Raw genomic sequence first — 25,693 nt, forward strand, 5'->3', positions numbered from 1 at the left:
ATGCCGCGAGAGGCGCGCCAGGCCATGGATGGCCCATCGCGCCGGCCCCCAGACGACGCTTGCGGCGAACGCACTTCAGTGCGGCCCGAAGGGCGAGCGTAGCGAGTAACGGCGATGGAGTGAGGGAACCCGACGCAGTCGGGCCGGATGATGGGGCAAGTTTTTTGGTTCCTTTTCACCGGGCTGGCGTTCCAGCGATTGGAAAAGGGACTCGCCCGGGGGGGCGAAACCAGAAACATCACCAGAGCTCGGCAATCAGCTGGACTCAAATCATCTAGCAACACTTAACGCAGACAGAGCCAATGAATTCGCCCCCGGGAAGGGCCGGGGCGGATGCCAGGCGTAGGGTGGAGGTCGCTTTTTACCTCCACCAAACGAACGCCATCGGTCGCACCAAGCCTGCCCATTCGCGAATGAATTCGCTCCCACGGACGGGGTTCGGCGGATGACGGCCCGCCGTCAGGAAAACTGCCCGTGACGGCCTTTCCCGGCGCTGAACGCCTGGGCGCCAGCGCGGGTCTCGCCGCTGTGGATAACCTCGAGCCCGCCCTCGAATTCGTTGGCGATGGCCGCCTCGAACGGCAGCTGCCACTGGGCGTAGGCGCTGGCGCGGTCGGCGAGCATGCAGCGCTGCGGAAAGGCGGCGATCTCAAGGGCCAGGGCTTGCGCCGCCTCCAGTGCCGAGCCGGGCGGCACCACGCGGTTGGCCAGGCCCATGGCGAGTGCTTCGTCGGCCTGCACCGGGCGGCCGGTGAGGATCAGGTCCAGCGCCCGCCCCTGGCCGACGATGCGCGGCAGGCGCACGGTGCCGCCATCGATCAGCGGTACGCCGAAGCGCCGGCAGAACACGCCGAGCACCGCGTCCTCGGCCACCACCCGCAGGTCCGCCAGCAGCGCCAGCTCCAGGCCGCCAGCCACGGCATGGCCCTCGATGGCGGCGATCAGCGGCTTGGCGAGTTGCATGCGGCTCGGCCCCATGGGCCCGTCGCCGTCCACCTCCAGGCGGTTGCGCCGCTCGCCATCCTCGGCCACCGCCGCCAGGTCCGCCCCCGCACAGAAGGTGCCGCCCGCACCGGTGAGCACTGCCACACGCGCCTCGTCGTCCGCCTCGAAGGCACGCAGGGCATCGGCCAGCCCCTCGGCGGTGGGCCGGTCGACGGCGTTGCGCACCTGCGGGCGGTCGATGGTCAGGGTGGTGACGGGGCCGTTCTTCTCGACTCGGATGCTCATCGGGACTCCTCGGGTTGAAACACGGGCATGAAAAAGGCCGGCAAGGTTGACGGCCTTCAACATAGTGCGTCCCCGGGGAGATGTTCAGCCCGCTGGCGGAACTCCCTAGGAGTCTGGCGGGATCAACCCACGTATTTCTGCAGGTTGGCCATCATTTCCTTCAGCGCCTCGACGTTGTCCGCCGGGTGGGCGGCGCCTTCGAAGTCGCAGATCTGCTTCCAGCTGGCGGCCACGTCCTCGACGCTGAAGCCTTCGCGCGGATCGAAGCCGGCGCCCAGGCTGCGTTCCCAGCGCACCTTGCCGATCCAGCCGCCGCCCACTTCGAACAGGCCGGAGGTTTCCTGGCACTGCTCGCTGCCGAGGTAGACCACCAGCGGGCTGACCAGCTCGGGCTTGAGCTGCTCGAACACCTGCGGCGGGATCAGGCCTTCGGTCATGCGGGTGCCGCCGGTGGGGGCGATGGCGTTGACCAGGATGTTGTTCTTGCGGCCCTCGATCGCCAGGGTGCGGGTCAGGCCGTAGAGGCCGAGCTTGGCCATGCCGTAGTTGGACTGGCCGAAGTTGCCGTAGATGCCGGAAGTGGAGGAGGTGAAGATCACCCGGCCGAAGCCCTGCTCACGCAGGTGCGGCCAGGCGGCGCGGGTCACCTTGTAGGCGCCTTCGACGTGGACCTTGTAGACCAGGTCCCAGTCGGCGTCGTCCATCTTGTGGAAGGTCTTGTCACGCAGGATGCCGGCGTTGTTCACCACCACGTCGATGCGGCCGAAGCTGTCGAGGGCGGTCTGCACGATCTTGTCGCCGTCGGTGACCGAGTCATGGTTGGCCACGGCGGTGCCGCCCGCTTCGCGGATCTCGGCCACCACGCGGTCGGCCGCCGAGGCGTTGGCGCCCTCGCCATGGGTGCTGCCGCCCAGGTCGTTCACCACCACCTTGGCACCGTGCTTGGCGAACAGCAGGGCATGGGCGCGGCCAAGGCCACCACCGGCGCCGGTGACTATGACCACTTTGTCTTCGAAACGGATCGACTCGCTCATGCAATGGACTCCAGGGCAGTTTTTGGTATCGGCCGAGTTTCCTGCAGCCCGGGCCCGCCTCACAAGTAAGGCAGCGGGCATGAATGGTGGCTGATAACGCCAGGGGATGACTCCGGGGCCGTCACTCGAAGGGCATGAAGATCCGCCCCCGCGGCCGCAGCTTGAACAGCCACCAGCCATGGAAGGTGCAAAGCAGCGTCAGCGCCAGGCAACTTGCGAAAGCACCTGCCGCGGACCACCAGATGCGCGGGCTGCTCTCGTAATAGCAGCCGTAGACCACCAGGCCGATGCTGCCCAGCAGGAGAAGAAACGCGAGGGGCCGCCCCGGCCCCTGGACGAAGGGGTGCAGCAACACCAGCAGCTTGTAGAGCATTGCGATCTCCAGGCGCCGGGCGAGGGCCCGGCGAATCGTCGTTGAGTGGAGTCGCGATGCTAGGAAACCCGGCCAGCCACGGCTGCCGGGGGATTCCGACAGGGGCTGACGGATGCCTCGGAAAATCGACCGCCCTACGCCGATCGGATCAGGTTCAGGTGGTCGTAGAGATGCATCACATGGGCTCGGGCGTAATCCGCAGGGTCCAGCGCACCGTAGGCGAAGTGCGGCTTGAGCTCGCCCCGGTAACTGGCGAAATCGGCGAAGGCCCGTTGCAGCCGGGCCAGCGCCTGGGCCTGGGATGCGGGCTGGTCGAGGGGCTGGGCCCCCGGAATGGCCTCGTCCAACGCGTGACGCATGGCGCCGCGCGTGGCGAACACGCCGAAGGCCAGGGGCCCGACGCTGCCACGGAACCAGGCCGGCTTGAGTACGGGGTAGCCGCTCATGGAGTACTCGATGCTCTGCGCGCAGTGGTTGAACACCTCGGCCGGGCTCCAGCCGCGCACGCTCACCAGCGCCCTGTCGGCCAGGCCCGCCAATACCCGCTGGGCGTCGGCAAGGTCCGTGACACCGGGCTGCGGCCCCCGGGGCAGCGCCCAGAAGCCGGCTCCGGCGCCGGCCACGCCGGCGACAGCGGTCAGTTTCAGCAGTTGCCGACGGTTCACGGGCGCACCTCCAGCCCCTGGCGGAAGGCCAGGTAGTGCTCCAGCACCGCTTCGGGCGCCTCGGTCTGCGGGTAGTGGCCGATGCCGTCGAGCAGCACGGTGTCCGGCTGCGGGATCAGCTCGCGGTAACGCGCCACCATGTGCGCCCCGGAGATCGGGTCCACCGCGCCATCGATCACCCGCAGCGGCAAAGCGCCCTTCTGCATGGCGGCCACCCAGCGGTCGCGCTGCTCGCGGCGTTCGGGGATGTAGCGGATCAGCCGGTGCATGACGCGCGGCCCCTGCTGCTGGGCGATCAAGCTCCAGAAGTCGTCGAGCTCCGCCTCCGACGGCTGGGTCGCGGGGCCGAACACCTTGCCGAAGTTGGCCCCCAGCTTGGCGCGGGAGAACCCCCGGCCGATCAGCGGCCCCAGCGGGCTGAGCAACAGCTTCTGCACCAGCACCGGGCGGTGCGTCTCGGGGAACAGGCCGCCGTTGAGGAACACGCAACTGCCGAGCACGCAGCGCCCCTCGTGGTGCCGCGCCAGCAGCTCCTGGGCGACGCTGTCGCCATAGTCATGGGCCAGCAGGTGCACCGGCCCGGAGATGCCCAGGTGGCGCAGCAGCGCCAGTTGCAGGTCGGCCTGCTCCAGCAGCCGGTAGTCGTGGCCACGGGGCTTGTCGGAATCGCCGAAGCCGAGCATGTCGCAGGCGATCACCCGGTAGCGCTCGGCCAGCGGCCCCCAGATGTAGTGCCAGTCCCAGGAGGCGGTGGGGAAGCCGTGGATGAGCAGCAGCGGCTCGCCCTGCCCGGCTTCCCAGTAGCGGATGCGGTGGCGGTGGAACAGCAGGTCGCGTCCCTGGGCGCGCCAGTCGCCCAGGGGGATGCCCGGCAGGGCCATCAGTCGGCGTATCCCGGGTTCTGCAGGTCCAGCTTGCGCAGCAATGCCGGCCAAGGCAGCGCGCCCCCCATGCCGGAGGAGGTCTTCATCACGCCGGCGATCATCGCCCGGGCGCCGTCGAGGATCTGCTGCGGGATGTGGATGAGCTCGGCGCCGCCGCTCTGGGCCATGACCTGGATCTCGCAGGCGCGCTGCAGGGTGAACATGCCGAGGAAGGCGTCGGCGATGCTGCCGAAGGCGGTGAGCAGGCCGTGATTGGGCAGGATCAGGAAGTTGGCGTTGCCCAGGTCGGCCTGCAGGCGGGCCTTCTCCTCGTGGTTCAGCGCCACGCCCTCGTACTGGTGGTAAGCCAGGCTGGCGAGCACGAACAGCGACTGCTGGGACAAGGGCAGCAGGCCCTGCTTCTGTGCCGAGACGGCGATGCCGGCCGGGGTGTGGATGTGCAGCACGCAGGCGGCGTCGTGGCGCACCTCGTGCACGGCGCTGTGGATGGTGTAGCCGGCCGGGTTGATGTCGTAGGGGCTGTCCATCAGCTTGTTGCCGGCCAGGTCCACCTTCACCAGGCTGGAGGCGGTGATCTCGTGGAACATCAGCCCATAGGGGTTGATGAGGAAGTCTTCGGTGCCGGGCACCTTGGCGGAGATGTGGGTGAAGATCAGGTCGTCCCAGCCGTACAGGGCGATGAGCCGGTAGCAGGCGGCGAGGTCGACGCGGGTCTGCCACTCGGCAGCGGAAACCTGGTCCTTGACGGAGTTCGGGTGCAGGGGTTGGGCAGCGGTCACGGCGATCACCTCGGTTCTTGTTGTGTGCAATGACCCAGGAGTCTAGCGAGGGCGCGGCGATCCGATAGTCGCCTTGGCAGCCATCCGAATGACCGCAGGAGTCACAACAGGACAGCCACCAGGGGCGCGGCGAAGAGGTTGAGCAGGCCCATCAGCACCATCACCAGGCCGGCCACGGTGCCTTCCTCGCCCCCCACCTCCCGGGCCCGGCTGACGCCCGCGCCGTGGGCGCCGACGCCCAACAGCGCGCCCCGCGCGAGGCTGCTGCGCAGGGGCAGCCAGCGGATCAGCAGGCTGCCGGCCAGGGCGCCGAAGACGCCGGTGACCATCACGAACACCGCGGTGAGCTCGGGCACGCCACCCAGCCCCTGGGCCAGCGGCATGGCGAAGGGCGTGGTGATCGAGCGCGGCACCAGCGACAGGCTCACCGAGGCTTCCAGGGCCAGCGCGTGGGCCAGCCACCAGGAACTGGCGATGGCGACGCTGCTGCCCATGAGCATGCCCAGGGACAACGCCGGCCAGTGCCGCACCAGCAAGGCGCGCTGCTGCCAGATGGGCACGGCGAAGGCCACGGTGGCCGGGCCGAGCAGCAGCATCAGCCAGTGGGTGGCGCCGGAGTACTCGGCGTAGCCGGTGTGCAGCGGCACCGCCACGGCCAGCAGCAGCGCCGGCACCAGGATCAGCGGCGACAGCAGGTAGCGCCCGCTGCGCCGGTACAGCCAGCGGCTGAACAGGTAGCCGCCCAGGGTCAGCGCCAGCCAGAACCAGGACATGGGCTCAATGTTCATGACGGTCGCTCCAGCGGCAGACGAACTCGACGGTCAGCGCGGTGGCGAGCATCACCATCAGGGTGCTGGCGCCGATCACCAGGAGGATGCGCCAGCCCTCGCTGCGCAGCAGGGCGCCGTAGTCCAGCAGGCTCATCAGGGCGGGGATGAAGAACAGCAGCATCTCCGCCATCAGCAGGCCGGCGCCCAGTTGCAGCGCGGCCGGTTGTACCCGGCCGCTGGCGAAGGCGGCGAGCAGCAGGCCGAGGCCGATCACCCCGCCCGGAATCGGCCAGGCGAGCCAGGTGGCGATCTGGCAGCCGAGCAGGTAGAGGCCGATGAGCACGGCGAGCTGCAGGCAAAGACGGGAAAGGTGCATGAGACGGGGCATGGCGGGTGACTCCGGGACTGGTCACCAGCTTAGGGCGACGCCTATCATCCCAAAAGCGAATTGTTCGACTTGCCGCCATTCGAAACTGGAATACCTCAATGGAATTCAACCAGCTCCGCAGCTTCGTCGAGGTCGTCCGCCAGGGCGGCTTCACCCAGGCCGGGCGCGCCCTGCACGCCACCCAGTCGACCATCAGCAAACAGGTCGCGCAGCTGGAGCAGCGCCTCGACGTGCAACTGCTCGAGCGCAACGGCCCGCACCTGCGCCTGACCGAGGCCGGCGCGCTGGTGCTGCGCCGCGCCGAGGAGATGCTGCGCCTGCGCCAGGACCTGCACAGCGAGCTCCACGACCTCAGCCAGCTCAAGCGCGGCGAGTTGCGCCTGGGCCTGCCGCTGCTGGGGGGCGAGGTGCTGTTCGCCGAGCTGTTCAGCGAATACCGGCGGCGCTACCCGAACATCAACGTGCACCTCGCCGAGGGCGGCAGCAAGCTGCTGGAGCAGGCCATCCTGCAGGGCGAACTGGAACTCAGCGGGAGCCTCACGCCCACCGACCCGGCGTTCGACCACCAGCCGTTCTGCAACGAGCCGCTGGACGTGCTGCTGCCGGCCGACCATCCCCTGCACGACCAGCAAAGCCTGGCCCTGGCGCAGCTCGCCGACTCGGCCTTCCTGCTCTACCAGCAGAGCTTCACCCTCAACGACCGCCTGCTGCAGGCCTGCAAGCAGGCCGGCTTCACCCCGCGCGAGGCCGGGCGCAGCGGCCAGGCAGACTTCCTCGCCGCGCTGGTGGCGGCCGGCCAGGGGGTGGTGCTGCTGCCGCGCATCGTCGCCCGCCAGCTGGAACGGCCGGGGATCATCCGGCTGCCCCTGCGCGAACCGGACCTGCGCTGGGACATCGCCTTCGTCTGGCGACGCGGCGGCTACCTGTCGAAGGCGGCGCAGGCCTGGCTGGCGTTGTTGCGGGAGAAGGGACCGCTGGCCCGGCTCTGACCGGGCCGCGATCAGGGCGGGATCAGGCGCCGCGCAGGGCCTGGATGAGCCCGGCGATCCAGGGCTCGGCGTCGACTTCGGGGGTCACGGTCTCACTGGAGTCCACGCGCAGCATTTCCACGACTTCACGGATGCCCAGCTCGGCGTAGAGCTCGCGCACCTGCTCGCCTCCCCCGCAGAACTGGTCGTAGCTGGAGTCGCCCAGGGCCAGCACGGCGCCGGGGCGGCCACGCCAGTCGGGGAGCTGGTCGCGGATGCTGTGGTAGAGCGGCAGCAGGTTGTCCGGCAGTTCGCCCATGCCGGTGGTCGAGGTCACGGTGAGGAAGGCGTCCGGGGCAAAGGCCTTGAGCTCGTCGAGCCCCATGTGGGCCTTGTGCCAGGCCTCGAAACCGGCGGCCTTGAGCAGGCGCTCGGCATGGCGGGCAACTTCTTCGGCGGTGCCGTAGACCGACCCGGAGAGAATGGCGACTTTCATGACAACTCCTGAAACGTTGGCAAACGGCGCGCATTATGCCGCAAGTGGAAAGCCTGGGCCGATGTCTTAGAATCTCGGAGCCACCGAACCGAGAGCCTCTACATGATCAACGCCAAGCTGCTGCAACTGGTGATCGACGCGTCCAACGACGGCATCGTCGTCGCCGAGCAGGAGGGCGAGGACAACATCCTCATCTACGCCAACCGCGCCTTCGAGCAACTCACCGGCTACGCCCGCGACGACATCCTCTACCAGGACTGCCGTTTCCTGCAGGGCGAGGACCGCGACCAGATCGGCCTCGCCGCCATCCGCCAGGCGATCCGCAAGGGCGAACCGTGCCGGCAGATCCTGCGCAACTACCGCAAGGACGGCAGCCCCTTCTGGAACGAGCTGTCGATCACCCCCGTGTTCAACGAGGGTGACCAGTTGACCTATTTCATCGGCATCCAGAAGAACGTCACGCCCGAGATCGAGGCCCGGCAGCGGGTCCGCGAGCTGGAGGCGGAAGTGGCGGCCTTGAAGGCGGAGCTGGCGGCCAAGGGCTGAGCGGCGGAAACGAGACAGGACGCCCCGCGCGAGGCGAGGCGTCCTGTGGGAATAAAAGACCGGCGGCCGAAGAGGAACAAGGAGGGGGACGCGTTGGCGGCCGGTTGCGCAGTTGGAAGGTTCACTGACGATTCTTGTACATAAAACAGATTTGTACAGGGATCGCATCGAAAAAACTTCAAACCCGAGCCGACTCAGGTGTCCAGGTGCCCCGCAAGGAACTGCGCCAGGCGCCGCTGCATCGAACGGCCGTCATTGCCCAGGCAGGCGACGGGCGAACCATCGAGGCTGTCACCCAGGAGGTCCGCCGCCTCACCGGCCAGGGCCAGGGGGCAATCGAGGGTCAGGGCGAGACGGGACAGGCGGCTGGCCGCATCGTCCTGCGGCGGGTGGTTGGAGAACAGCACCAGCGCCTGGGGCCGCATCTTCTCGCAGACCAGCGCCAGCTCCTGGAGGGGTTGCTCGAGCCCCAGGACGCTGACCGCCACCTCATCGCTGCCCATCAACAGGCCGGCCACCAGCAGCTCCAGTTCGCGGCATTCGCCGGGAATGGGTGCCAACAGCACGCGGTCATCCGCAAGGTTGCGCGCCAATTGCAGGCGCTGCAGCACCCGCGCGCGCAGGAAGGCGTCGAGGAAGGCCCATTCGCTGGCTGCGCCGTATTCGTCCTGGCGCAGCAGCAGGTCGCGCCACACCGGCATCAGGACATCCTGGAACGCCACCGGGACCGGGTAGGTGGAGAACACCTGGCCGTAGAGACGCTCCACGCCCGCTTCGTCGAAGCTCGCCAGGACCCGGCGCAGCTGCGCCTGGAGCTCGACCCACTCGGCGCTCGCCACACCCTGGTAGGCCGGCACCGCCGGTGCCTTGGCCTGGGCGCTGCGGGCCAGGATGGTGCCCACCTTGCTCACCGCCACGCCGCGATCCATCCAGGCGAGGATGTTGCGCACCGCCTCGATGTCGGCGAAGGAATAGAGGCGATGGCCGCTGTCGGTGCGGGTCGGCTTGATCAGGCCATAGCGCCGCTCCCACGCACGCAGGGTGACCGGGTTGACGCCAGTGAGGCGGGAAACCTCGCGGATGGGGAACAGTTCTTCCTGCTGCATGGCGATATCGGCCTGAGGGGCGGCGGCGGGTTCGATCATGATCGGCTGCGGTGGATGGACGATGCGCCTGAGTTTAACCCAGCACGGGCCTCGCGCTCGAATGCATCTCTGACGGGCGGGCTGCACCAGCCCGGTGCAGCGCATGCCACCCCGCGCGACGCCAGCGACCGGCTGTCTGCCTGCACCCCGCAAGGAGACGTACCCCTGGCGATTTTTCGCGAATCCGGAATAATCCTTGCCTCTTCGAATACGCAGCCCATCACCCCGGGCTGCGTTTCGCGCCCCGCCTACCCGGCCGGGTGCCCGTTCAGTGGAGATACACGATGTCTGCCGATCCCGTCACCCTCATGGTGGCGCGCCGCGTTTCCCGCGAGCGCTACTCCGCTTTCATGGCCTGGCTGCGCGAAGGCGAGCAACTGGCTGCCGACTTCCCCGGCTACCTCGGCTCCGGCGTGCTCGCGCCGCCTCCTGAAGACGACGAATTCCAGATGATCTTCCGCTTTGCCGACGAGTCGACCCTGTCGGCCTGGGAGCACTCCGCTTCGCGCCGCGCCTGGCTGGAGCGCGGCACCGGCCTCTTCGAGCAGCCCCATGAACACCGCGCCCTGGGCCTGGACGCGTGGTTCGGCAGTGCCGATCGCCGCCCGCCACGCTGGAAGCAGAGCGTGGCCATCTGGCTGGCGTTCTTCCCAGTGTCGCTGGGTTTCAACCTGTGCTTCGGTCCCTGGCTGACCGACCTGCCGCTGGTGGTGCGCGTCCTGATCAGCACCCTGGCGCTGACGCCGCTGATGACCTACTGGTTCATCCCGTTGTCCACCCGCCTGCTGGCCTTCTGGCTCAACGCACCCGCCTCCCGCACCCGCCGCCCAGGCGCCACCGCTCCCTCGCGATAACGTCACAAAGGTTGTACAGGCGCCACACCTGTACAACCAAAAAAAAGCGCTCAGCTCTTCTATAACCCCACATAAATCAAGGCCTTGGCTGAAATCACAGTCGGAATCCGTATTTTTGCGGCGCCAACAATTGTACAAATACGGGCTTCTGGTATAAGTTTTCAGCATTCCGCCCCTCCCCGGGCATCGTCCTGCCTCGAGGCCCCTCATGAGCCCTTCGGCCGCTCCCATCCTGATCACCGGCGCCAGCCAGCGCGTGGGCCTGCATTGCGCCGAGCGCCTGCTGGACGACGGCCAGCCGGTGATCATCAGCTACCGCACCGAGCGCGATGGCGTGCACCGCCTGCGTGAGCGCGGTGCCTGCGTGATCGCGGCGGACTTCTCGGATGAAGCCGGGATCCTCGCCTTCATCGAACGTCTCAAGGCCGCCACCCCGCACCTGCGGGCCATCGTGCACAACGCCTCCGACTGGCTCACCGAAGCCCCCGGCCACGAAGCCGAGGCCTTCCAGCGGATGTTCAGCGTGCACATGCTGGCGCCCTACCTGATCAACCTGCATGCCGAAGCGCTGCTGCGCCACGGCGGCCCGGCCGACATCGTCCACATCAGCGACGACGTGGCGCGCAAGGGCAGCGAGAAGCGCATCGCCTACTGCGCCAGCAAGGCCGGGCTGGACAACCTCACCCTCTCCTTCGCCGCGCGCTACGCCCCGGCCATCAAGGTCAACGGCATCGCGCCGGCGCTGGTGATGTTCAACGACAACGACGACGCGGCGTACCGCGAGAAGACCCTGGCCAAATCCGCGCTGGGCATCGAGCCGGGCGCCGAGGTGGTCTACCAGGGCCTGCGCTACCTGCTGGACACCCCCTACGTCACCGGAACCACCCTGACACTGAACGGTGGCCGCCACCTCAAGTGAGGCGGCCGCGAGGAAACCATCGATGAGCGAACAACTGCCCCACCATTACCGGGAAATCCTTCTCGGCCTGGGCGAGGACCCGCAGCGCGAAGGCCTGCTGGACACCCCCAAGCGCGCCGCCAAGGCCATGCGCTACCTGTGCCACGGCTATGAACAATCGCTGGACGAGATCGTCAACGGCGCGCTGTTCGCGTCCGACAACGACGAGATGGTCATCGTGCGGGACATCGAGCTCTATTCCCTCTGCGAGCACCACCTGCTGCCCTTCATCGGCAAGGCCCATGTGGCGTACATTCCCACCGGCAAGGTGCTGGGGCTGTCCAAGGTGGCGCGCATCGTCGACATGTTCGCGCGCCGGCTGCAGATCCAGGAGAACCTGACCCGGCAGATCGCCGAGGCGATCCGAAGCGTGACCGGCGCGGCCGGAGTGGCCGTGGTCATCGAGGCCCAGCACATGTGCATGATGATGCGTGGCGTGGAGAAGCAGAATTCGCAGATGCTCACCTCGGTGATGCTCGGCGCGTTCCGCGAGAGCTCGACGACCCGTCACGAATTCCTGCAACTGATTGGACGGAGCAAGTAACAATGCCGCGACTGGAGCCCGGAATGGCGCGAATCCGCGTCAAGGACCTGCGCCTGCGTACCTTCATCGGGATCAAGGAAGAAGAGATCCTCAACAAGCAGGACGTGCTGATCAACCTGACCATCCTCTACCCCGCCGTGGAGGCCGTTGAAGGCAACGACATCGAGCACGCACTCAACTACCGCACCATCACCAAGGCGATCATCCGCCATGTCGAGGAGAACCGCTTCGCCCTGCTGGAGCGCCTGACCCAGGAGATCCTCGACCTGGTCATGGCCAACCCCAGCGTGCGCTACGCCGAAGTGGAAGTGGACAAGCCCCACGCCCTGCGTTTCGCCGAGTCGGTGTCCATCACCCTCGCCGGCCACCGCTGACGAAACCCCGTGATGCCCGGGCGCTCTCCGGGCATTGCCGCCGCCGCGGGCCACTCTTATCATCCCGGCGCACCCGCCACCCGAGCCCAGGAGTACTGCGATGAACGAGCAAGAACGCCTCGAACTCGAAGCCGCCGCCTTCCGCCAACTAATCCAGCACCTGCGCAGCCGCCCGGACGTGCAGAACATCGACCTGATGAACCTCGCCGGCTTCTGCCGCAACTGCCTGTCCAAGTGGTACAAGGCCGCCGCCGACGACCTCGGCGTCGAGGTCACTCCCGACCAGGCCCGCGAAGAGGTCTACGGCATGCCTTATGCCGACTGGAAGGCCAAGTACCAGAAAGAAGCCAGTGCCGAGCAGCAAGCGGCCTTCAACAAAGCGAACAAAGAATGACCCTGATCGATTTCCGCGCCCGCCTGCGCAGCGGCCAGCACGCCTTCGCCGACACCCTGGCGTTCATCGCCGCCGGCTACGACTACCAACCCACCGCCTTCGCCAACGGCAAGGTGGAAAACGCCGCCGGGCAGAACGAGGGCTCCTGCAAGACCCTCGGCCTGGCCCTGCTCGAAGGCCTGGGCCTGGACGAGGCGCTGCTGGCCTTCGGCGAGCACTACCGCGCCGTGCTGGCCACGCCGCAGGGCAGCGACCACGGCAACATCCGCGCCCTCATGGAAACCGGCCTGGCCGGTGTTCGCTTCGACGGCGAGCCGCTCAAGCGCAAGGCCTGAGGCGGTGCCGGGCAGCGCTCCGGGCGCTGCTCATCTGTCAGAGAAAGCTGACAGACGTCACAAAGGGAACAACGTATTCTGCGCGACGTATCGGGAACACCAGGGACGGTGTCCTACGCATATACGCCCGTTGTGCGTTCCCCTTCCCGTGCAGTTTCGGAGTCGCATGGATGCAACAGACCCTCGTGTGGAAACCCTGGACCAACCCCGGCATCGAGAACCTGCGCCTGCATGTCGACAGCGCCGGCATCCACGCCAGCAGCCACCTCATGCTCAGTGCCGGCGGGCAGAGCTTCGCCGCCACCTACGTGCTCGACTACGACCCCTGCTGGCGCTTTCGCAGCCTGTGGATAAAGGTCGACAACCACGGCCAGGCCAGCCTGCGCCTGCAGCGCGACATCCGTGGCCAGTGGCGCCTGGACGGCCAGCCGCGCGGCGACCTCGACGCCTGCCAGCAGGTGATGCTCTCCGCCAGCCCCTTCACCCACACGCCGATCCTGCAGCGCAGCGCCCTCGAATGCGGCCAGAGCGAGGAGATGCAGATCGTCTTCATCGACCTGCCCAGCCTCGCCGTGCAGGCTCGCAGCCAGCGCTACCAATGCCTGCGCCGGCAAGCGGAACAGACCCTCTACCGTTGCGAACCCCAGGGCCGACGCAGCACAGAACTTGCCCTCGACCCCAACGGCCTGGTGCTCAAGGCCAGCGACCAGTTCCTGCGCATCAGCGCCCGCACCCTGAGCCTGGACGAATTGCCCATCAGCACCCTGGTGTGAATCGCGCGCCATGAAAAAGCCCCGCCGAAGCGGGGCCTTTTGTTCACGAGGATGACGTGCACCGCAGGTTGGCGCCGAGCGCAGCGAGGCCCAACACCTGGACAGTCACACTCCTCAGACCTCGTCGAGGTAGCGCTCCGCATCCAGTGCCGCCATGCACCCGGCACCGGCCGAGGTGATGGCCTGGCGGTAGACGTGATCGGCCACGTCGCCCGCCGCGAACACGCCGGGGATGTTGGTGGCGGTGGCATTGCCGTCGCGGCCGCCGTTGACCACCAGGTAGCCGTCGCGCAGGGCCAGCTGACCCTCGAACAGCGAGGTGTTAGGCGTATGGCCGATGGCGACGAACAGGCCATCCACCTTGAGCTCGTCGGCACTGCCGTCGTTGTGGCGCAGGCGCACGCCGGTGACGCCCATGTCATCGCCCAGCACTTCTTCCACCTGGGCGTTGAGCTTGAGCACGATGCGGCCTTCGGCGATGCGCGCCGTGAGCTTGTCCTGCAGGATCTTCTCGGCACGGAAGGTCTCGCGGCGATGCACCAGGGTCACCTTGCTGGCGATGTTGGCCAGGTACAGCGCCTCCTCCACGGCGGTATTGCCACCGCCCACCACCGCCACTTCGCGGTTGCGGTAGAAGAAGCCGTCGCAGGTGGCACAGGCGGACACGCCCTTGCCCATGAAGCGCTCCTCCGACGACAGCCCCAGGTAGCGGGCGCTGGCACCGGTGGCGATGATCAGCGCGTCACAGGTGTAGGTGCCGCTGTCACCGCGCAGGGTGAAGGGCTTGCCGGCCAGGTCCACGGCATTGATGTGGTCGAAGACGATCTCGGTCTCGAAACGCTCGGCGTGCGCCTGCATGCGCTGCATCAGCGCCGGGCCGGTGAGGCCGTGGGGGTCGCCGGGCCAGTTGTCGACTTCGGTGGTGGTGGTCAGCTGGCCGCCGGCCTGCATGCCGGTGATCAGCAGCGGCCTGAGGTTGGCACGCGCGGCATAGACGGCCGCGCTGTAACCGGCGGGGCCGGAGCCGAGGATGATGACCCGGGAATGGCGCGTGGCGGACATGGCTGACACCTCGTGAAATAAAAGGAGATCGCTGCGGGCACTTGGGGAAGGCTTTCAGGAATGCAGCGATCTCGCGAACCGGTGGGGCGGGCCTGGCGACTGCCGGAGCCCCGAAATTGCTGGCAAGGCTACCGAGCGCCCCCGGGGCCGGGAAATGTGTATTCCTTATCCCGACCATAGGGCCGTCCTATCGCTCGGTGGGAAGCGCGACGCAGCCGCTTTTACCGGTCACGCAAAGCCGGTAAGGTCGCGCCATGTCCACCCTCTGGAGCCCTCGATGCCCGCCCCCGCCCTGTCCGGCCCGCAATACCTCGGCGAAGGCCTGAAACTCATCCTCAGCCCAGGCCTGCGCCTGTTCGTACTGCTGCCGCTGACGCTCAACCTGGTCCTGTTCATCGCCCTGATCGGCTTCGCCATGCAGCAGTTCAGCGGCTGGGTCGATGCCTTCATGCCCAGCCTGCCGAGTTGGGCGAGCTTCCTCGAATACCTGATCTGGCCGCTGTTCGTGATCCTGGTACTGCTGATGGTGTTCTTCAGCTTCACCATGATCGCCAACATCATCGCCGCGCCGTTCAACGGCTTCCTCGCCGAGAAGGTGGAAGTGGTGGTGCGCGGCCAGGATGATTTCCCCCCCTTCAGCTGGGCCGAACTCACCGCCATGGTGCCGCGCACCGTGGGCCGCGAACTGCGCAAGCTGGGCTACTTCCTGCCACGGGCCATCGGCCTGCTGATCCTCAGCTTCATTCCCGGGGTGAACCTGGTGGCGACGCCGCTGTGGTTCCTCTTCGGCGTGTGGATGATGGCCGTGCAGTACATCGACTACCCGGCGGACAACCACAAGCTGGGCTGGAACGAGATGCTCGCCTGGCTGCGCGAGAAGCGCTGGCAGAGCCTGGGCTTCGGCGGCTCGGTGTACCTGGCGCTGCTGATCCCCTTCGTCAACATCGTGATGATGCCCGCCGCCGTCGCCGGGGCCACGCTTTTCTGGGTCCGTGAAGGCGGCGAGAAGGCCCTGCCGCAGGCCTGAACCACCCTGCCCCGGCCGCTCGCGCCGGGGCTGTCACCCAGCCGTCATACAAATTTCACACTGGCTACATGGCGCTGATCGACACTGCATCCATGAGCCTGCTGCCCCTGAACATCTCGCTGATCAGCGAAACCTTCCTGCCGGAGATCAACGGCGTCGCCAACACCCTGGCGCGCCTGTGCGACGGCTTGCGCGCCCGTGGCCACCGCCTGCAACTGGTGCGCCCGCGCCAGGCCTGCGACCAGGGGGTCAAGAGCAGCGACGAGCTGCTGCTGGTGCGCGGCTGGCCGCTGCCCGGCTACCCCGGCCTGCAATGGGGCCAGTCGAGCCTGCACAAGCTGGTCGCGCGCTGGAAGCGCAAGCGCCCGGACGTGCTCTACATCGCCACCGAAGGCCCGCTCGGCCTCTCCGCCCTGCGCGCCGCGCGGCGCCTGGGCATCCCGGCGATCAGCGGCTTCCACACCAACTTCCAGCAGTACACCGGGCACTACGGCGTCGGCCTGCTGACCCGCCTGATGACCAACTACCTGCGCTGGTTCCACAACGCCTCGCAACTGACCCTGGTGCCCAGCGCCAGCCAGAGCGAAGAACTGCGGCGTCGCGGCTTCGAGCGCCTGGCGCTGCTCTCGCGCGGCGTCGACGGCCAGTTGTTCAACCCGGCCCGGCGCTGCGCCGCGCTGCGTGAATCCTGGGGCCTGGGACCGGACGACATCGCCGTGCTGCACGTCGGCCGCCTGGCGCCGGAGAAGAACCTCAAGCTGCTCGGCCCGACTTTCCGCGCCCTGCAGCAGGCTTATCCACAGAAGACCATGAAGCTGATACTGGTGGGCGACGGGCCGCAGCGCGCGCAACTCCAGGCGGAACTGCCGGACGCCCTGTTCCGTGGCCTGCAACGGGGCGAGGAGCTGGCCAGGCATTACGCCTCCAGCGACCTGTTCCTGTTCCCCAGCCTCTCCGAGACCTTCGGCAACGTGGTGCTCGAGGCCCTCGCCTCGGGGCTCGGCGTGGTGGCCTTCGACCAGGCCGCGGCGGCGCAGCACATCCGCCACGGGCACAACGGCGCACTGGCGATGCCGGACGTGCCGGTGACCTTCAGCGATGCCGCCTGCTGGCTGCTGGAAGACAGCGAGACCCTGCGCCGGGTGCGCCTGAACGCACGCCAGCATGCGGGCCGCCAGGGCTGGGAGGCGATCATCCAGCAGTTTGAACAGCACCTGCACAGCGTCCACCAGGCACTGCCCGAGCCCCAGCCGGCGCCGGGGCTGGACCGCCTGCAGCGCTGATCAGCCGAAGGGCCGGGGTGGGGCGGCGAAGGCCAGGCTCAGGGCGCCCTTGCCCAGGTTGATGGCCCCGGTGGGGCTGAGCATCGCCACCTGCAGGTTCACCTCGCGCTGGGCGCAGGTCGCCTCCAGCTGGGCGAACCCCGGCAGGTCGCGCACCACCGACAAATCCCCCGCGTAACTCAGGCACAGCTGCGGCGCCAGCAGCTCGCCCGCCAACACCTGGGCGGTAGCGTGGGCCAGCAGCTTCTCCGCCGCGCGCTCGAAGCTGGGTGCCAGGGACACCGGCTTGTCCTCGCCCTGCTGCACGCTGATCACCGGTTTCACATCCAGCAGCGAGCCCAGCCCCAGGGCCGCGCCGCGCATGCGGTCGAGCAGGCCGCCGCGCTCGCCCTTCTGGAAGCCGCGCCGACGCAGGTGGCCGAGGTCGTCGGCGATGAGGAAGGTGCAGACGCTTTCCGACAACTGTTCCAGGCGCGCACGCACGGCGCTCGGGTGGGCGCCGCCGGCGATCAGCCGGGCCGCCTCTGCTGCGAGCACGGCGCTGCCGGCGAACATGCTGCGGCCATCCACCACGCGCATGGCGAAGGGGCTGTTGAGGCCGGCCTCGGCACGGCGCTCGCGGTAATGCTGGAGCAGGCCGAAGGAGGCCTGGGTGGCGTGCTCGAAGATCGGGCTGCGCAGGCTGGAGATGGTCAGGCAGATGACATGGTCGTAGGCGGTCACCAGCTCTTCGAGGAACCACTGCTGCATCTCCGCCACCGACAGCGCGTCGCTGTGGTCCCCGGGGGCGACGCCGGCCAGCTGCTCGGCATAGAACTGCCGCGTGGCTTCCGGCACGCGACGGTCCACCAGGGCCTCGCGCCCCAGGTGGATACGGATCGGCAGCACACGGATGCCGTGGGCGGCGAGGAACTCCTGAGGCAGGTCACAAGTGGCATCCACTACCAGTCCAGTGCGCATGACGACTACTCCTTCGGCCGGTGAACCGGCGCTTGTTGTGATGTTCGCGACCATGCGCCTTCCACCCGGCCAAGTCAGCCCAACCGATTGAGGGTTCGACGGCATATCGCGAGGCATAAAAAAGCCCCGCACGAGACGGGGCTGGAAATGGGTGCGCCGGCCAGGCCGGCGCACCGGGGGTCATGCTCAGACCAGGCTGGTCAGGGCGTCGCGGCTGAACGGCAGGATGTCCTGCATGCGGCCTTCGCGGACCTTGGTCGCCCAGTCCGGGTCCACCAGCAGGGCGCGGCCCACGGCCACCAGGTCGAACTCCTCCTTGTTCAGGCGTTCCAGCAGGCCTTCGATGTTGGCCGGCTGGGCGACCTTGTCGGTCTTGACCATGAACTGCAGGAACTCGCCATCCAGGCCGACGCTGCCGACGGTGATGGTGGGCTTGCCGGTGAGCTTGCGGGTCCAGCCGGCCAGGTTGAGGTCGGAGCCGTCGAATTCCGGCTCCCAGAAGCGGCGGGTGGAGCAGTGGAAGATGTCCACGCCGGCCTCGGACAGCGGCTTGAGGAAGCCTTCCAGCTCCTCGGCGGTCTGCACCAGGCGGGCGGTGTAGTCCTGCTGCTTCCACTGGGAGAAGCGGAAGATGATCGGGTAGTCGGGGCCGACGGCCTCGCGCACGGCCTTGATCACCTCGATGGCGAAGCGCGAGCGGTTGGCCAGGCTGCCGCCGTAGCCGTCGGTGCGCTGGTTGGTGCCTTCCCAGAAGAACTGGTCGATCAGGTAGCCGTGGGCGCCGTGCAGTTCCACGCCGTCCATGCCGATGGCCTTGGCGTCACGGGCGGCCTGGGCGTAGGCGGCGACGACGTCATCGATGTCCTGCTGGGTCATGCCGTGGACCACCACCTGGCCGTCCTTGAGCTTCTCGCTGGGGCCGTAGCCGGGGACGCTGGCGTCCGGCTCGGTGCCCAGGCGGCGCACGTTGCCCACGTGCCACAGCTGCGGGACGATCTTGCCGCCTTCGGCGTGCACGGCATCGACCACCTGCTTCCAGCCGGCCAGGGCGTCCTCGCCGTAGAAACGCGGCACGTGGGGGTAACCATTGGCGGCCTGGTGGCCGATGGTGGTGCCTTCGGTGACGATCAGGCCGACGCCGGCCGCGGCACGGCGGCGGTAGTACTCGACCACCTGCTCGGTGGGCACGCCGCCCGGGGAGAAGGAGCGGGTCATGGGCGCCATCACCACGCGGGTCGGCAGCTCCAGGGCGCCGAGGCGGAAGGGGGCGAACAGGGCGTCTACGGATGCGGTCATCGGGGTCTCCTGATTCCGGCCAAGTGACCGGTCGTCTCGTTTAAGGGCTTTTTAGGGGGTCACACCCGCAGCAGGCGCTGCAGGCGGGTCATGAAATCGAACAGCGGCCGGGCACCGGCGCCGACCTTGAGGCGGGTGAGCACGCCCTGCCAGGCGTTGGCGATGAAGCCGGCGAGGTTGGCGCAGTCCTCGTCCTCCGGCAGCTCGCCGGCACGCTGCGCCTCTTCCAGGCAGGCCTGGAGGATGTCCGCCGAGCGCTGCAGGATGGCGTCCACCTGGGCGCCGATGGCCGGCGACAGTTCGGCCATCTCGAAGCTCAGGCTGCCGATGAAGCAGTGGTATTCCAGCTTCTCGTGGCGGGTGAAGTGGCTGACCAGTTCACCGTAGTAGTCGAGCACTCGCTGGCACGGGCTCTTCGCCGGATCGGACAGGGCCTGGGCATAGCGCTCCAGGCGCGGCGAGTAGAGGTAGTCCAGTGCCTGCAGGGCGAAATCTTCCTTGCTGGCGAAGTAATGGTAGAAGGACCCCTTGGGAATCCCCGCCGCCTGGACGATCTCCTGCACACCGGTGCCGTGATAGCCCGAGCGGGTCATCACGCCGGTGCCCTTGGCCAGGATCAGGTCACGCTTGTCGAGTCGGATGCTGTTCATGGCGCCGAGCATATGACCGGTCGTCTCGCTCGGCACAGCACTATTGATCAGGGTGATTTTGGGTCAGAAAGCAGGCGCGCCTTACCCAGCGGTAATGGCCTGTGGTGAAGGTAAGGGCTGTGTGGGCGTCGTAGGTTGGCGCCGAGGGCAGCGAGGCCCAACGCAGCGATGTTCGGCCCCGCTGCGAGCCCCCTGTGGGAGTGGCTTCAGCCGCGAAAGCCCCGTCGCCGGCACCTGGCTGCGAGCGACTGGGGGCTCCATCGCGAATGAATTGGCTCTGTCTGCGTTAGCTGTTGTGGCTTTAATGCAAGCCCTCAAGCACGGCTCTTTCCGGGCACCCAAGGGTTCGTGCCACCGCCACCGCATGGGTTTCGCTTCGCTCTACACCATCCTACGAAAGCCCGTGCGCACCACATGGAGATGCGCTGGACGAAGAAGTTGGAGCAGCCGCCAACGCCCCTCCAGGAGGCCGAACGCAGTCGTTGCGCCGGGGGACGAGCGGCATGGATGTCGCGAGAGGCGCGCCAGGCCATGGATGGCCCATCGCGCCGGCCCCCAGACGACGCTTGCGGCGAACGCACTTCAGTGCGGCCCGAAGGGCGAGCGTAGCGAGTAACGGCGATGGAGTGAGGGAACCCCGGCGAAGCCGGGGCCGGATGATGGGGCAAGCCCTTTTGGTTTCTTTTGGGTGGTTCGGCACCCCGACGACTGCCAAAAGAGACTCGCCCGGGGGGGCGAAACCAGAAACATCATCAGAGCTCGGCAATCAGCTGGGCTCAAATCTTCTAGCAACACTTAACGCAGACAGAGCCAATGAATTCGCTCCCACGGAATGTGCCTCCCAATCACGACTCATGTAGGGGCGACTTCAGGCCGTAGGGCGGGTGAAACCCGCGAAGGGTGGGTGCGGCGTTGTCGGGTTGCACCCGACCAACAATCCCCACCACGGCCCATGTAGGGGCGACTTCAGTCGCCAGGCAGGCCGCAGGGCTGCCACCACGGGGCTTCCCGGTGGCCTCGCCTGGTGGATGAAAAAGCGCCATCCACCCTACACCGGTACCGCCGTCGAGCAGGGGGAACGACTCAGCCCAGCGCCTTCTCGATGGCCAGCACCAGCGCGGGATCATCCGGGGCGGTACGCGGAGAGAAGCGTGCCAGCACGCGGCCGTCCTGCCCGACGAGGAACTTCTCGAAGTTCCAGGTGATGTCGCCGGGGAACTCGGCGCCCTCTCCCGCCAGCAGGCGATACAGCGGATGACGTCCCGGCCCGTTGACCTCCAGCTTGCTGCCCAGCGGGAAGCTGACGCCGTAGTTGAGGCTGCAGAACTCGCGGATCTCGTCCTCGCTGCCCGGCTCCTGGCCGGCGAACTGGTTGCAGGGCAGGCCGAGCACGGTGAAGCCCTTGTCGCGGTACTGCTGCTGGAGCTTTTCCAGCCCGGCGTATTGCGGTGTCAGCCCGCACTTGGAGGCTACGTTGACCACCAGAACCACTTGCCCCTTGTAGGGCGCCAGAGGCAGCTCCTGACCGTCGAGGGCGCGCAGGTTGAGGTCGTGGAATGCACTCATGACAAACTCCTGGATCGTCGCAAGGGGAACAACGCAGCGGGACAAAAAAGGCGCCCGTAGGCGCCTTTTCGGTTGATCAGAGCTTAGCAGCCCAATGGCGACAGAGCGTTGCCGCAAGTCGCCTGGCCGCTCGCCGATCAGTGGTGGTGACCACCTTCGCCATGGATGTGGCCGTGGGCGATCTCTTCGGCGTTGGCTTCACGCACGTTGACCACTTTCACGTCGAAGTTCAGGCGCTGGCCGGCCAGCGGGTGGTTGCCGTCCACGGTCACGTCGTCGCCGTCGATGTCGCGGATGGTGACGATCTGCATGCCGCCGTCCGGGCCGGAGGCGTGGAACTGCATGCCGACTTCCAGTTGATCGACGCCTTCGAACATGGCGCGGCTGAGGGTGGCGACCAGCTCGGCGCTGTATTCGCCGTAGGCTTCCTCGGGCTCGATGGCGACCTTGATCGCATCACCGGCCTGCTTGCCTTCCAGGGCCTTTTCCAGGCCGACGATGATGTTGCCGGAACCGTGCAGGTACACCAGCGGCGCGCCGCCAGCGGAGCTGTCGATGACCTCACCGGCGTCGTTGGTGAGCGTATAGTCGATGGAGACAGCCTTGTTGGCGGCGATCAGCATGGTGCGAGACCTTTTGGAGAAGATTGAAGAACGTGCAAGTCTAACTGCCAAGTCGGCCGATTGCGACCCGAAGGATGACGGACGGATCGTACGCTTGCTTGACTTCCGCCAGGATGACGACGGCCATTGGGTGGCAGTCTTGTCCTGCGGCCACACCCAGCACCTGCGCCACCAGCCGCCCTGGCAATCACGTGCCTGGGTGCTGGACCCGGCACAGCGCGAAGCACGGCGCGGCCAGCCTTTTTCCTGTGGCTGGTGCGCCCGTGGCGCGGCCCCCGAAACTACCAAGGAGCAATGATGCCCTCACGCAACATTCTGGTGATCAACTGTGGCAGCTCGTCGATCAAGTTCGCCCTGGTCAGCGAGGCCCATTCGCAATTCCCCCTGTTCGGCATCGCCGAGCGCCTGGGCAGCCGCGACGCCGAACTGCGCTGGCAGCGCGGCGGCGACAAGGACAGCCTGATGATTCCCAACGGGGACTACCGCGTCGCCCTCTCGCAGTTGCTCCCCCTGGTGCAGGCGGCCACCGGCGGCAAGCTGCACGGCATCGGCCACCGCGTGGTGCACGGCGGCGAACGCTTCACCTCGGCGCACCGCCTGGACCAGGAGGTGATCGCCGCGATCCGCGCCATCGCCCCCCTCGCCCCGCTGCACAACCCGGCGGCGCTGCAGGGCATAGAGGCGGCCATGAGCGTCTACCCGCAATTGCCCCAGGTGGCGGTGTTCGACACGTCCTTCCATCAAAGCCTGCCCGAGCACGCCTACCGCTACGCCGTGCCGGAGCACCTCTACCGCGACCACGGCGTGCGCCGCTACGGTTTCCATGGCACCAGCCACCGCTACGTCAGCCACCGCGCGGCGGAGATCGCCGGGCTGTCCATCGGCGACAGCAGCTGGCTCTCGGCGCACCTGGGCAACGGCTGCTCCACCTGCGCCATCGTCGACGGCCAGAGCCGCGACACCAGCATGGGCCTGACGCCCCTCGAAGGCCTGGCGATGGGCACCCGCAGCGGCGACATCGACCCCAACCTGCACAGCCACCTGGCCAGCACCCTGGGCTGGAGCCTCGAAGAGATCACCCGCGTGCTCAACAGCGAGAGCGGCCTCAAGGGGCTGTCCGGGCTCTCCAACGACATGCGTGCCCTGGAACAGGCCCGCGAGCAGGGCCACCCCGGCGCCACCCTGGCCATCGAGGTGTTCTGCTACCGCCTGGCCAAGAGCCTCGCGGCCATGAGCTGCGCCCTGCCCCAGCTGGACGGTCTGATCTTCACCGGCGGCATCGGCGAGAACTCGCCGCTGATCCGCAGCAAGACGGTGACGCACCTGAAGCTCTTCGACCTGGCCATCGACAAGGAAGCCAACGCCCGCTGCATCCGTGGCATCGCCGGCCCGATCCACAAATACGGTCATACGCGCATCCTCGTGGTCCCGACCAACGAGGAGCGGCAGATCGCCCTCGACACCCTCGCCCTGCTCAACTAAGGCGGCTCCATGCATACATTCTTCATCGCCCCCACCGGTTTCGGCGTCGGCCTCACCTCCATCAGCCTGGGCCTGGTGCGTGCCCTGGAACTGGCCGGCCTCAAGGTCGGCTTCTACAAACCCATCGCCCAGCCCCACCCGGTCGATCGCGGGCCCGAGCGCTCCAGCGAGCTGATCGCCCGCACCCACGGCCTCACCCCGCCCAAGGCGCTGGAGCTGTCCCAGGTCGAGCGCATGCTCGGCGACGGCCAGCTCGACGAACTGCTGGAAGAGATCGTCAGCCGCTACCAGCAGGCCGCCGAGGGCAAGGACGTGGTGATAGTCGAGGGCATGGTGCCCACCCGCCACGCCAGCTACGCCGCACGGGTCAACTTCCACCTGGCCAAGAGCCTCGACGCCGAGGTGATCCTGGTTTCCGCGCCGGAGAACGAGACCATCACCGAGCTCTCCGACCGCATCGAGATCCAGGCCCAGCTGTTCGGCGGGCCGCGTGATCCGAAGGTGCTCGGGGTGATCCTCAACAAGGTGCGCGAGGCCGACTTCGCCGAGCAGATCCGCGAGAACTCCTCGCTCCTGCGCAGCGACGACTTCCGCCTGCTCGGCTGCATCCCCTGGGAAGACGAACTGAACGCTGCACGCACCCGCGATGTGGCCGACCTGCTCGGCGCCCGGGTGATCAACGCCGGCGACTACGACCAGCGCCGCGTGCAGACCATCGTCCTCTGCGCCCGCGCCGTGCCCAACACCGTGCCGCTGCTCAAGCCCGGCGTGCTGGTGGTGACCCCGGGGGACCGCGACGACATCATCCTCGCCGCCAGCCTCGCCGCCATGAACGGCGTGCCCCTGGCCGGCCTGTTGCTGTGCAGCGACTTCCCGCCGGACCCGCGCATCATGGAGCTGTGCCGTGGCGCCCTGCAGGGCGGCCTGCCGGTGCTGGCCGTGGCCACCGGCTCCTACGACACCGCCACCAACCTCAACCGCATGAACAAGGAAATCCCGGTGGACGACCGCGAGCGCGCCGAGAAGGTCACCGCCTTCGTCGCCCGCTTCCTCGACCAGGACTGGCTGCGCGACCGCTGCGGCACCCCGCGCGAGCTGCGCCTCTCGCCCCCGGCCTTCCGCCACCAGTTGGTCAAGCGCGCGCAGCTGGCCGACAAGCGCATCGTCCTGCCCGAGGGCGCCGAACCTCGCACCGTGCAGGCCGCCGCCATCTGCCAGGCCCGGGGCATCGCCCGTTGCGTGCTGCTGGCCAAACCCGAGGACGTGCAGGCGGTCGCCGTCGCCCAGGGCATCGTCCTGCCCGAGGGGCTGGAGATCCTCGATCCCGACCTGATCCGCCCGCGCTACGTCGAGCCCATGGTCGAGCTGCGCCAGGGCAAGGGCCTCAATGCGCCCATGGCCGCCGCACAGCTGGAGGACAGCGTGGTGCTGGGCACCATGATGCTGGCCCTGGACGAGGTCGACGGCCTGGTCTCCGGCGCCGTGCACACCACCGCCAACACCATCCGCCCGGCCCTGCAGCTGATCAAGACCGCGCCCGGCTACAAGCTGGTGTCCTCGGTGTTCTTCATGCTCCTGCCGGAGCAGGTGGTGGTCTACGGCGACTGCGCGGTGAACCCCGACCCGAGTGCCGCCGAGCTGGCCGAGATCGCCCTGCAGAGCGCCGACTCGGCCGCGGCCTTCGGCATCGAGCCCAAGGTGGCGATGATCAGCTACTCCACCGGCGACTCCGGCAGCGGCGAGGAAGTGGAGAAGGTCCGCGAAGCGACCCGCCTGGCCCGTGCCGCGCGCCCCGACCTGCTGATCGACGGCCCGCTGCAGTACGACGCCGCCGCCATCGACAGCGTCGGCCGGCAGAAGGCGCCAAACAGCCCGGTGGCCGGCCACGCCACGGTCTTCGTGTTCCCCGACCTGAACACCGGCAACACCACCTACAAGGCGGTGCAGCGCAGCGCCCAGGTGATCAGCGTCGGGCCGATGCTGCAGGGCCTGCGCAAACCGGTGAACGACCTCTCCCGTGGCGCCCTGGTGGACGACATCGTCTACACCATCGCCCTGACCGCCATCCAGGCGGCGACCCGCGGCTGAGCACCGCGCCCGGCGGGTGGCCACGCTGCCCGACCGGGTGGTCACCCTTGCCGCTTGCAGTTCAGTGAACAGGCGTTAACCTGTGCCACCACTGGCCCCGCCGCGTGCGCGGCATCCCCTCAACAGGGCGGCACAGACCGCCCGGA

At 67.8% G+C, this 25,693-nt stretch carries 30 protein-coding genes; 14 read left to right on the plus strand and 16 right to left on the minus strand.

All coding sequences use genetic code 11. The features are described 5' to 3' along the window. Positions 1-459: 459 nt before the first annotated feature. The 8 genes from ACYJSS_RS16680 to ACYJSS_RS16715 form a co-directional block, all read right to left on the minus strand. A complete protein-coding gene (locus tag ACYJSS_RS16680) occupies positions 460-1,230 on the minus strand; it encodes a crotonase/enoyl-CoA hydratase family protein (RefSeq protein WP_236205768.1) in 771 nt (256 codons plus the stop codon). 122 nt (positions 1,231-1,352) lie between these two features. Then, a complete protein-coding gene (locus ACYJSS_RS16685) occupies positions 1,353-2,264 on the minus strand; it encodes an SDR family oxidoreductase (RefSeq protein WP_111260043.1) in 912 nt (303 codons plus the stop codon). Between the two features lie 121 nt (positions 2,265-2,385). Then, positions 2,386-2,637 carry a hypothetical protein gene (locus tag ACYJSS_RS16690; RefSeq protein ID WP_236205769.1) on the minus strand — a complete coding sequence of 84 codons (252 nt, stop codon included), beginning with the start codon at positions 2,635-2,637 and terminating at the stop codon, positions 2,386-2,388. Positions 2,638-2,771: 134 nt separating this feature from the next. Next, positions 2,772-3,302 (minus strand): DUF1569 domain-containing protein, encoded by a 531-nt coding sequence (locus ACYJSS_RS16695; protein ID WP_236205770.1) that lies wholly within the window; start codon positions 3,300-3,302, stop codon positions 2,772-2,774. Further along, on the minus strand, positions 3,299-4,183 hold the full coding sequence (locus tag ACYJSS_RS16700) for an alpha/beta fold hydrolase (protein ID WP_236205771.1): 885 nt from the start codon (positions 4,181-4,183) through the stop codon (positions 3,299-3,301). The genes ACYJSS_RS16695 and ACYJSS_RS16700 overlap by 4 nt, the downstream gene beginning before the upstream one ends. Beyond that, entirely contained in the window at positions 4,183-4,947 is a 765-nt protein-coding gene (locus ACYJSS_RS16705; RefSeq protein WP_178082920.1) for a class II aldolase/adducin family protein, read from the minus strand. The genes ACYJSS_RS16700 and ACYJSS_RS16705 overlap by 1 nt, the downstream gene beginning before the upstream one ends. Before the next feature lie 119 nt (positions 4,948-5,066). Continuing rightward, a complete protein-coding gene (locus ACYJSS_RS16710; protein ID WP_111260039.1) occupies positions 5,067-5,753 on the minus strand; it encodes an LrgB family protein in 687 nt (228 codons plus the stop codon). Beyond that, the gene (locus ACYJSS_RS16715) at positions 5,743-6,123 is read right to left on the minus strand and encodes a CidA/LrgA family protein (RefSeq protein ID WP_111260038.1); all 381 of its coding nucleotides are present in this window, start codon (positions 6,121-6,123) and stop codon (positions 5,743-5,745) included. Before ACYJSS_RS16715 ends, ACYJSS_RS16710 begins: the two co-directional genes overlap by 11 nt. 98 nt (positions 6,124-6,221) lie before the next feature. Between ACYJSS_RS16715 and ACYJSS_RS16720 the strand changes: the two genes are divergently transcribed. Next, positions 6,222-7,112 (plus strand): LysR family transcriptional regulator, encoded by an 891-nt coding sequence (locus ACYJSS_RS16720; protein WP_111260037.1) that lies wholly within the window; start codon positions 6,222-6,224, stop codon positions 7,110-7,112. 22 nt (positions 7,113-7,134) lie between these two features. On the opposite strand, the gene ACYJSS_RS16725 is transcribed toward ACYJSS_RS16720, so the two are convergent. Further along, positions 7,135-7,587 carry a flavodoxin gene (locus ACYJSS_RS16725; RefSeq protein WP_111260036.1) on the minus strand — a complete coding sequence of 151 codons (453 nt, stop codon included), beginning with the start codon at positions 7,585-7,587 and terminating at the stop codon, positions 7,135-7,137. 102 nt (positions 7,588-7,689) lie between these two features. On the opposite strand from ACYJSS_RS16725, the gene ACYJSS_RS16730 reads away from it, so the two are divergent. Continuing rightward, the gene (locus tag ACYJSS_RS16730) at positions 7,690-8,133 is read left to right on the plus strand and encodes a PAS domain-containing protein (protein WP_111260035.1); all 444 of its coding nucleotides are present in this window, start codon (positions 7,690-7,692) and stop codon (positions 8,131-8,133) included. A 194-nt stretch (positions 8,134-8,327) separates the two neighbouring features. Here the strand turns inward: ACYJSS_RS16730 and ACYJSS_RS16735 are convergent, their stop codons facing one another. Beyond that, a complete protein-coding gene (locus ACYJSS_RS16735; RefSeq protein ID WP_111260034.1) occupies positions 8,328-9,278 on the minus strand; it encodes a MerR family transcriptional regulator in 951 nt (316 codons plus the stop codon). Positions 9,279-9,562: 284 nt separating this feature from the next. On the opposite strand from ACYJSS_RS16735, the gene ACYJSS_RS16740 reads away from it, so the two are divergent. From ACYJSS_RS16740 to ACYJSS_RS16770, 7 genes are all read left to right on the plus strand, one after another. Beyond that, positions 9,563-10,132 (plus strand): antibiotic biosynthesis monooxygenase, encoded by a 570-nt coding sequence (locus ACYJSS_RS16740; protein WP_111260033.1) that lies wholly within the window; start codon positions 9,563-9,565, stop codon positions 10,130-10,132. Between the two features lie 208 nt (positions 10,133-10,340). After that, positions 10,341-11,051, plus strand: coding sequence for a dihydromonapterin reductase (gene folM, locus ACYJSS_RS16745; protein ID WP_111260032.1), 711 nt, complete (start codon positions 10,341-10,343; stop codon positions 11,049-11,051). Positions 11,052-11,073: 22 nt separating this feature from the next. Then, on the plus strand, positions 11,074-11,634 hold the full coding sequence (gene folE / locus ACYJSS_RS16750; protein ID WP_111260031.1) for a GTP cyclohydrolase I FolE: 561 nt from the start codon (positions 11,074-11,076) through the stop codon (positions 11,632-11,634). Positions 11,635-11,636: 2 nt separating this feature from the next. Further along, positions 11,637-12,008, plus strand: a complete 372-nt coding sequence (folX, locus tag ACYJSS_RS16755) for a dihydroneopterin triphosphate 2'-epimerase (RefSeq protein ID WP_031286921.1) — start codon at positions 11,637-11,639, stop codon at positions 12,006-12,008. A gap of 100 nt (positions 12,009-12,108) precedes the next feature. Next, positions 12,109-12,402, plus strand: a complete 294-nt coding sequence (locus tag ACYJSS_RS16760) for a DUF1244 domain-containing protein (protein ID WP_236205772.1) — start codon at positions 12,109-12,111, stop codon at positions 12,400-12,402. Continuing rightward, positions 12,399-12,737, plus strand: a complete 339-nt coding sequence (locus ACYJSS_RS16765; RefSeq protein WP_111260029.1) for a HopJ type III effector protein — start codon at positions 12,399-12,401, stop codon at positions 12,735-12,737. The genes ACYJSS_RS16760 and ACYJSS_RS16765 overlap by 4 nt, the downstream gene beginning before the upstream one ends. A gap of 170 nt (positions 12,738-12,907) precedes the next feature. Further along, positions 12,908-13,510 (plus strand): putative glycolipid-binding domain-containing protein, encoded by a 603-nt coding sequence (locus tag ACYJSS_RS16770; protein WP_111260028.1) that lies wholly within the window; start codon positions 12,908-12,910, stop codon positions 13,508-13,510. Between the two features lie 114 nt (positions 13,511-13,624). Here the strand turns inward: ACYJSS_RS16770 and trxB are convergent, their stop codons facing one another. Next, positions 13,625-14,572, minus strand: a complete 948-nt coding sequence (gene trxB, locus ACYJSS_RS16775) for a thioredoxin-disulfide reductase (RefSeq protein WP_236205773.1) — start codon at positions 14,570-14,572, stop codon at positions 13,625-13,627. A 277-nt stretch (positions 14,573-14,849) separates the two neighbouring features. Here trxB and cysZ point away from each other — a divergent pair, with 277 nt between their 5' ends. Then, positions 14,850-15,599, plus strand: coding sequence for a sulfate transporter CysZ (gene cysZ / locus ACYJSS_RS16780; RefSeq protein ID WP_111260026.1), 750 nt, complete (start codon positions 14,850-14,852; stop codon positions 15,597-15,599). 68 nt (positions 15,600-15,667) lie between these two features. Continuing rightward, the gene (locus tag ACYJSS_RS16785) at positions 15,668-16,882 is read left to right on the plus strand and encodes a glycosyltransferase family 4 protein (RefSeq protein ID WP_373874018.1); all 1,215 of its coding nucleotides are present in this window, start codon (positions 15,668-15,670) and stop codon (positions 16,880-16,882) included. Here the strand turns inward: ACYJSS_RS16785 and ACYJSS_RS16790 are convergent, their stop codons facing one another. The 5 genes from ACYJSS_RS16790 to ACYJSS_RS16810 form a co-directional block, all read right to left on the minus strand. After that, positions 16,883-17,842: a DegV family protein gene (locus ACYJSS_RS16790; RefSeq protein ID WP_236205775.1), complete on the minus strand. Its 960-nt coding sequence runs from the start codon at positions 17,840-17,842 to the stop codon at positions 16,883-16,885. It abuts the gene before it with no gap. 186 nt (positions 17,843-18,028) lie between these two features. Next, on the minus strand, positions 18,029-19,138 hold the full coding sequence (locus ACYJSS_RS16795) for an NADH:flavin oxidoreductase (protein WP_111260023.1): 1,110 nt from the start codon (positions 19,136-19,138) through the stop codon (positions 18,029-18,031). A 59-nt stretch (positions 19,139-19,197) separates the two neighbouring features. Next, complete coding sequence (locus tag ACYJSS_RS16800) at positions 19,198-19,788, minus strand: TetR/AcrR family transcriptional regulator (RefSeq protein ID WP_178082917.1); 591 nt, start codon at positions 19,786-19,788, stop codon at positions 19,198-19,200. Between the two features lie 1,083 nt (positions 19,789-20,871). Beyond that, a complete protein-coding gene (locus tag ACYJSS_RS16805; protein ID WP_111260021.1) occupies positions 20,872-21,354 on the minus strand; it encodes a glutathione peroxidase in 483 nt (160 codons plus the stop codon). Positions 21,355-21,491: 137 nt separating this feature from the next. After that, entirely contained in the window at positions 21,492-21,977 is a 486-nt protein-coding gene (locus ACYJSS_RS16810; RefSeq protein ID WP_111260020.1) for an FKBP-type peptidyl-prolyl cis-trans isomerase, read from the minus strand. Between ACYJSS_RS16810 and ACYJSS_RS16815 the strand changes: the two genes are divergently transcribed. Genes ACYJSS_RS16815 through pta form a run of 3 tightly spaced genes read left to right on the plus strand, consistent with a single transcriptional unit; the run spans position 21,946 to position 25,547 of the window. Then, positions 21,946-22,275, plus strand: coding sequence for a DUF3565 domain-containing protein (locus tag ACYJSS_RS16815; RefSeq protein WP_111260100.1), 330 nt, complete (start codon positions 21,946-21,948; stop codon positions 22,273-22,275). The two genes, ACYJSS_RS16810 and ACYJSS_RS16815, sit on opposite strands and share 32 nt — an antisense overlap. After that, entirely contained in the window at positions 22,275-23,459 is a 1,185-nt protein-coding gene (locus ACYJSS_RS16820; RefSeq protein ID WP_111260019.1) for an acetate kinase, read from the plus strand. Before ACYJSS_RS16815 ends, ACYJSS_RS16820 begins: the two co-directional genes overlap by 1 nt. 9 nt (positions 23,460-23,468) lie before the next feature. After that, positions 23,469-25,547, plus strand: coding sequence for a phosphate acetyltransferase (gene pta, locus ACYJSS_RS16825; protein WP_459480184.1), 2,079 nt, complete (start codon positions 23,469-23,471; stop codon positions 25,545-25,547). The last annotated feature ends 146 nt before the right edge of the window (positions 25,548-25,693 follow it).

The sequence above is a fragment of the Pseudomonas sp. No.21 genome (genome assembly GCF_054558415.1).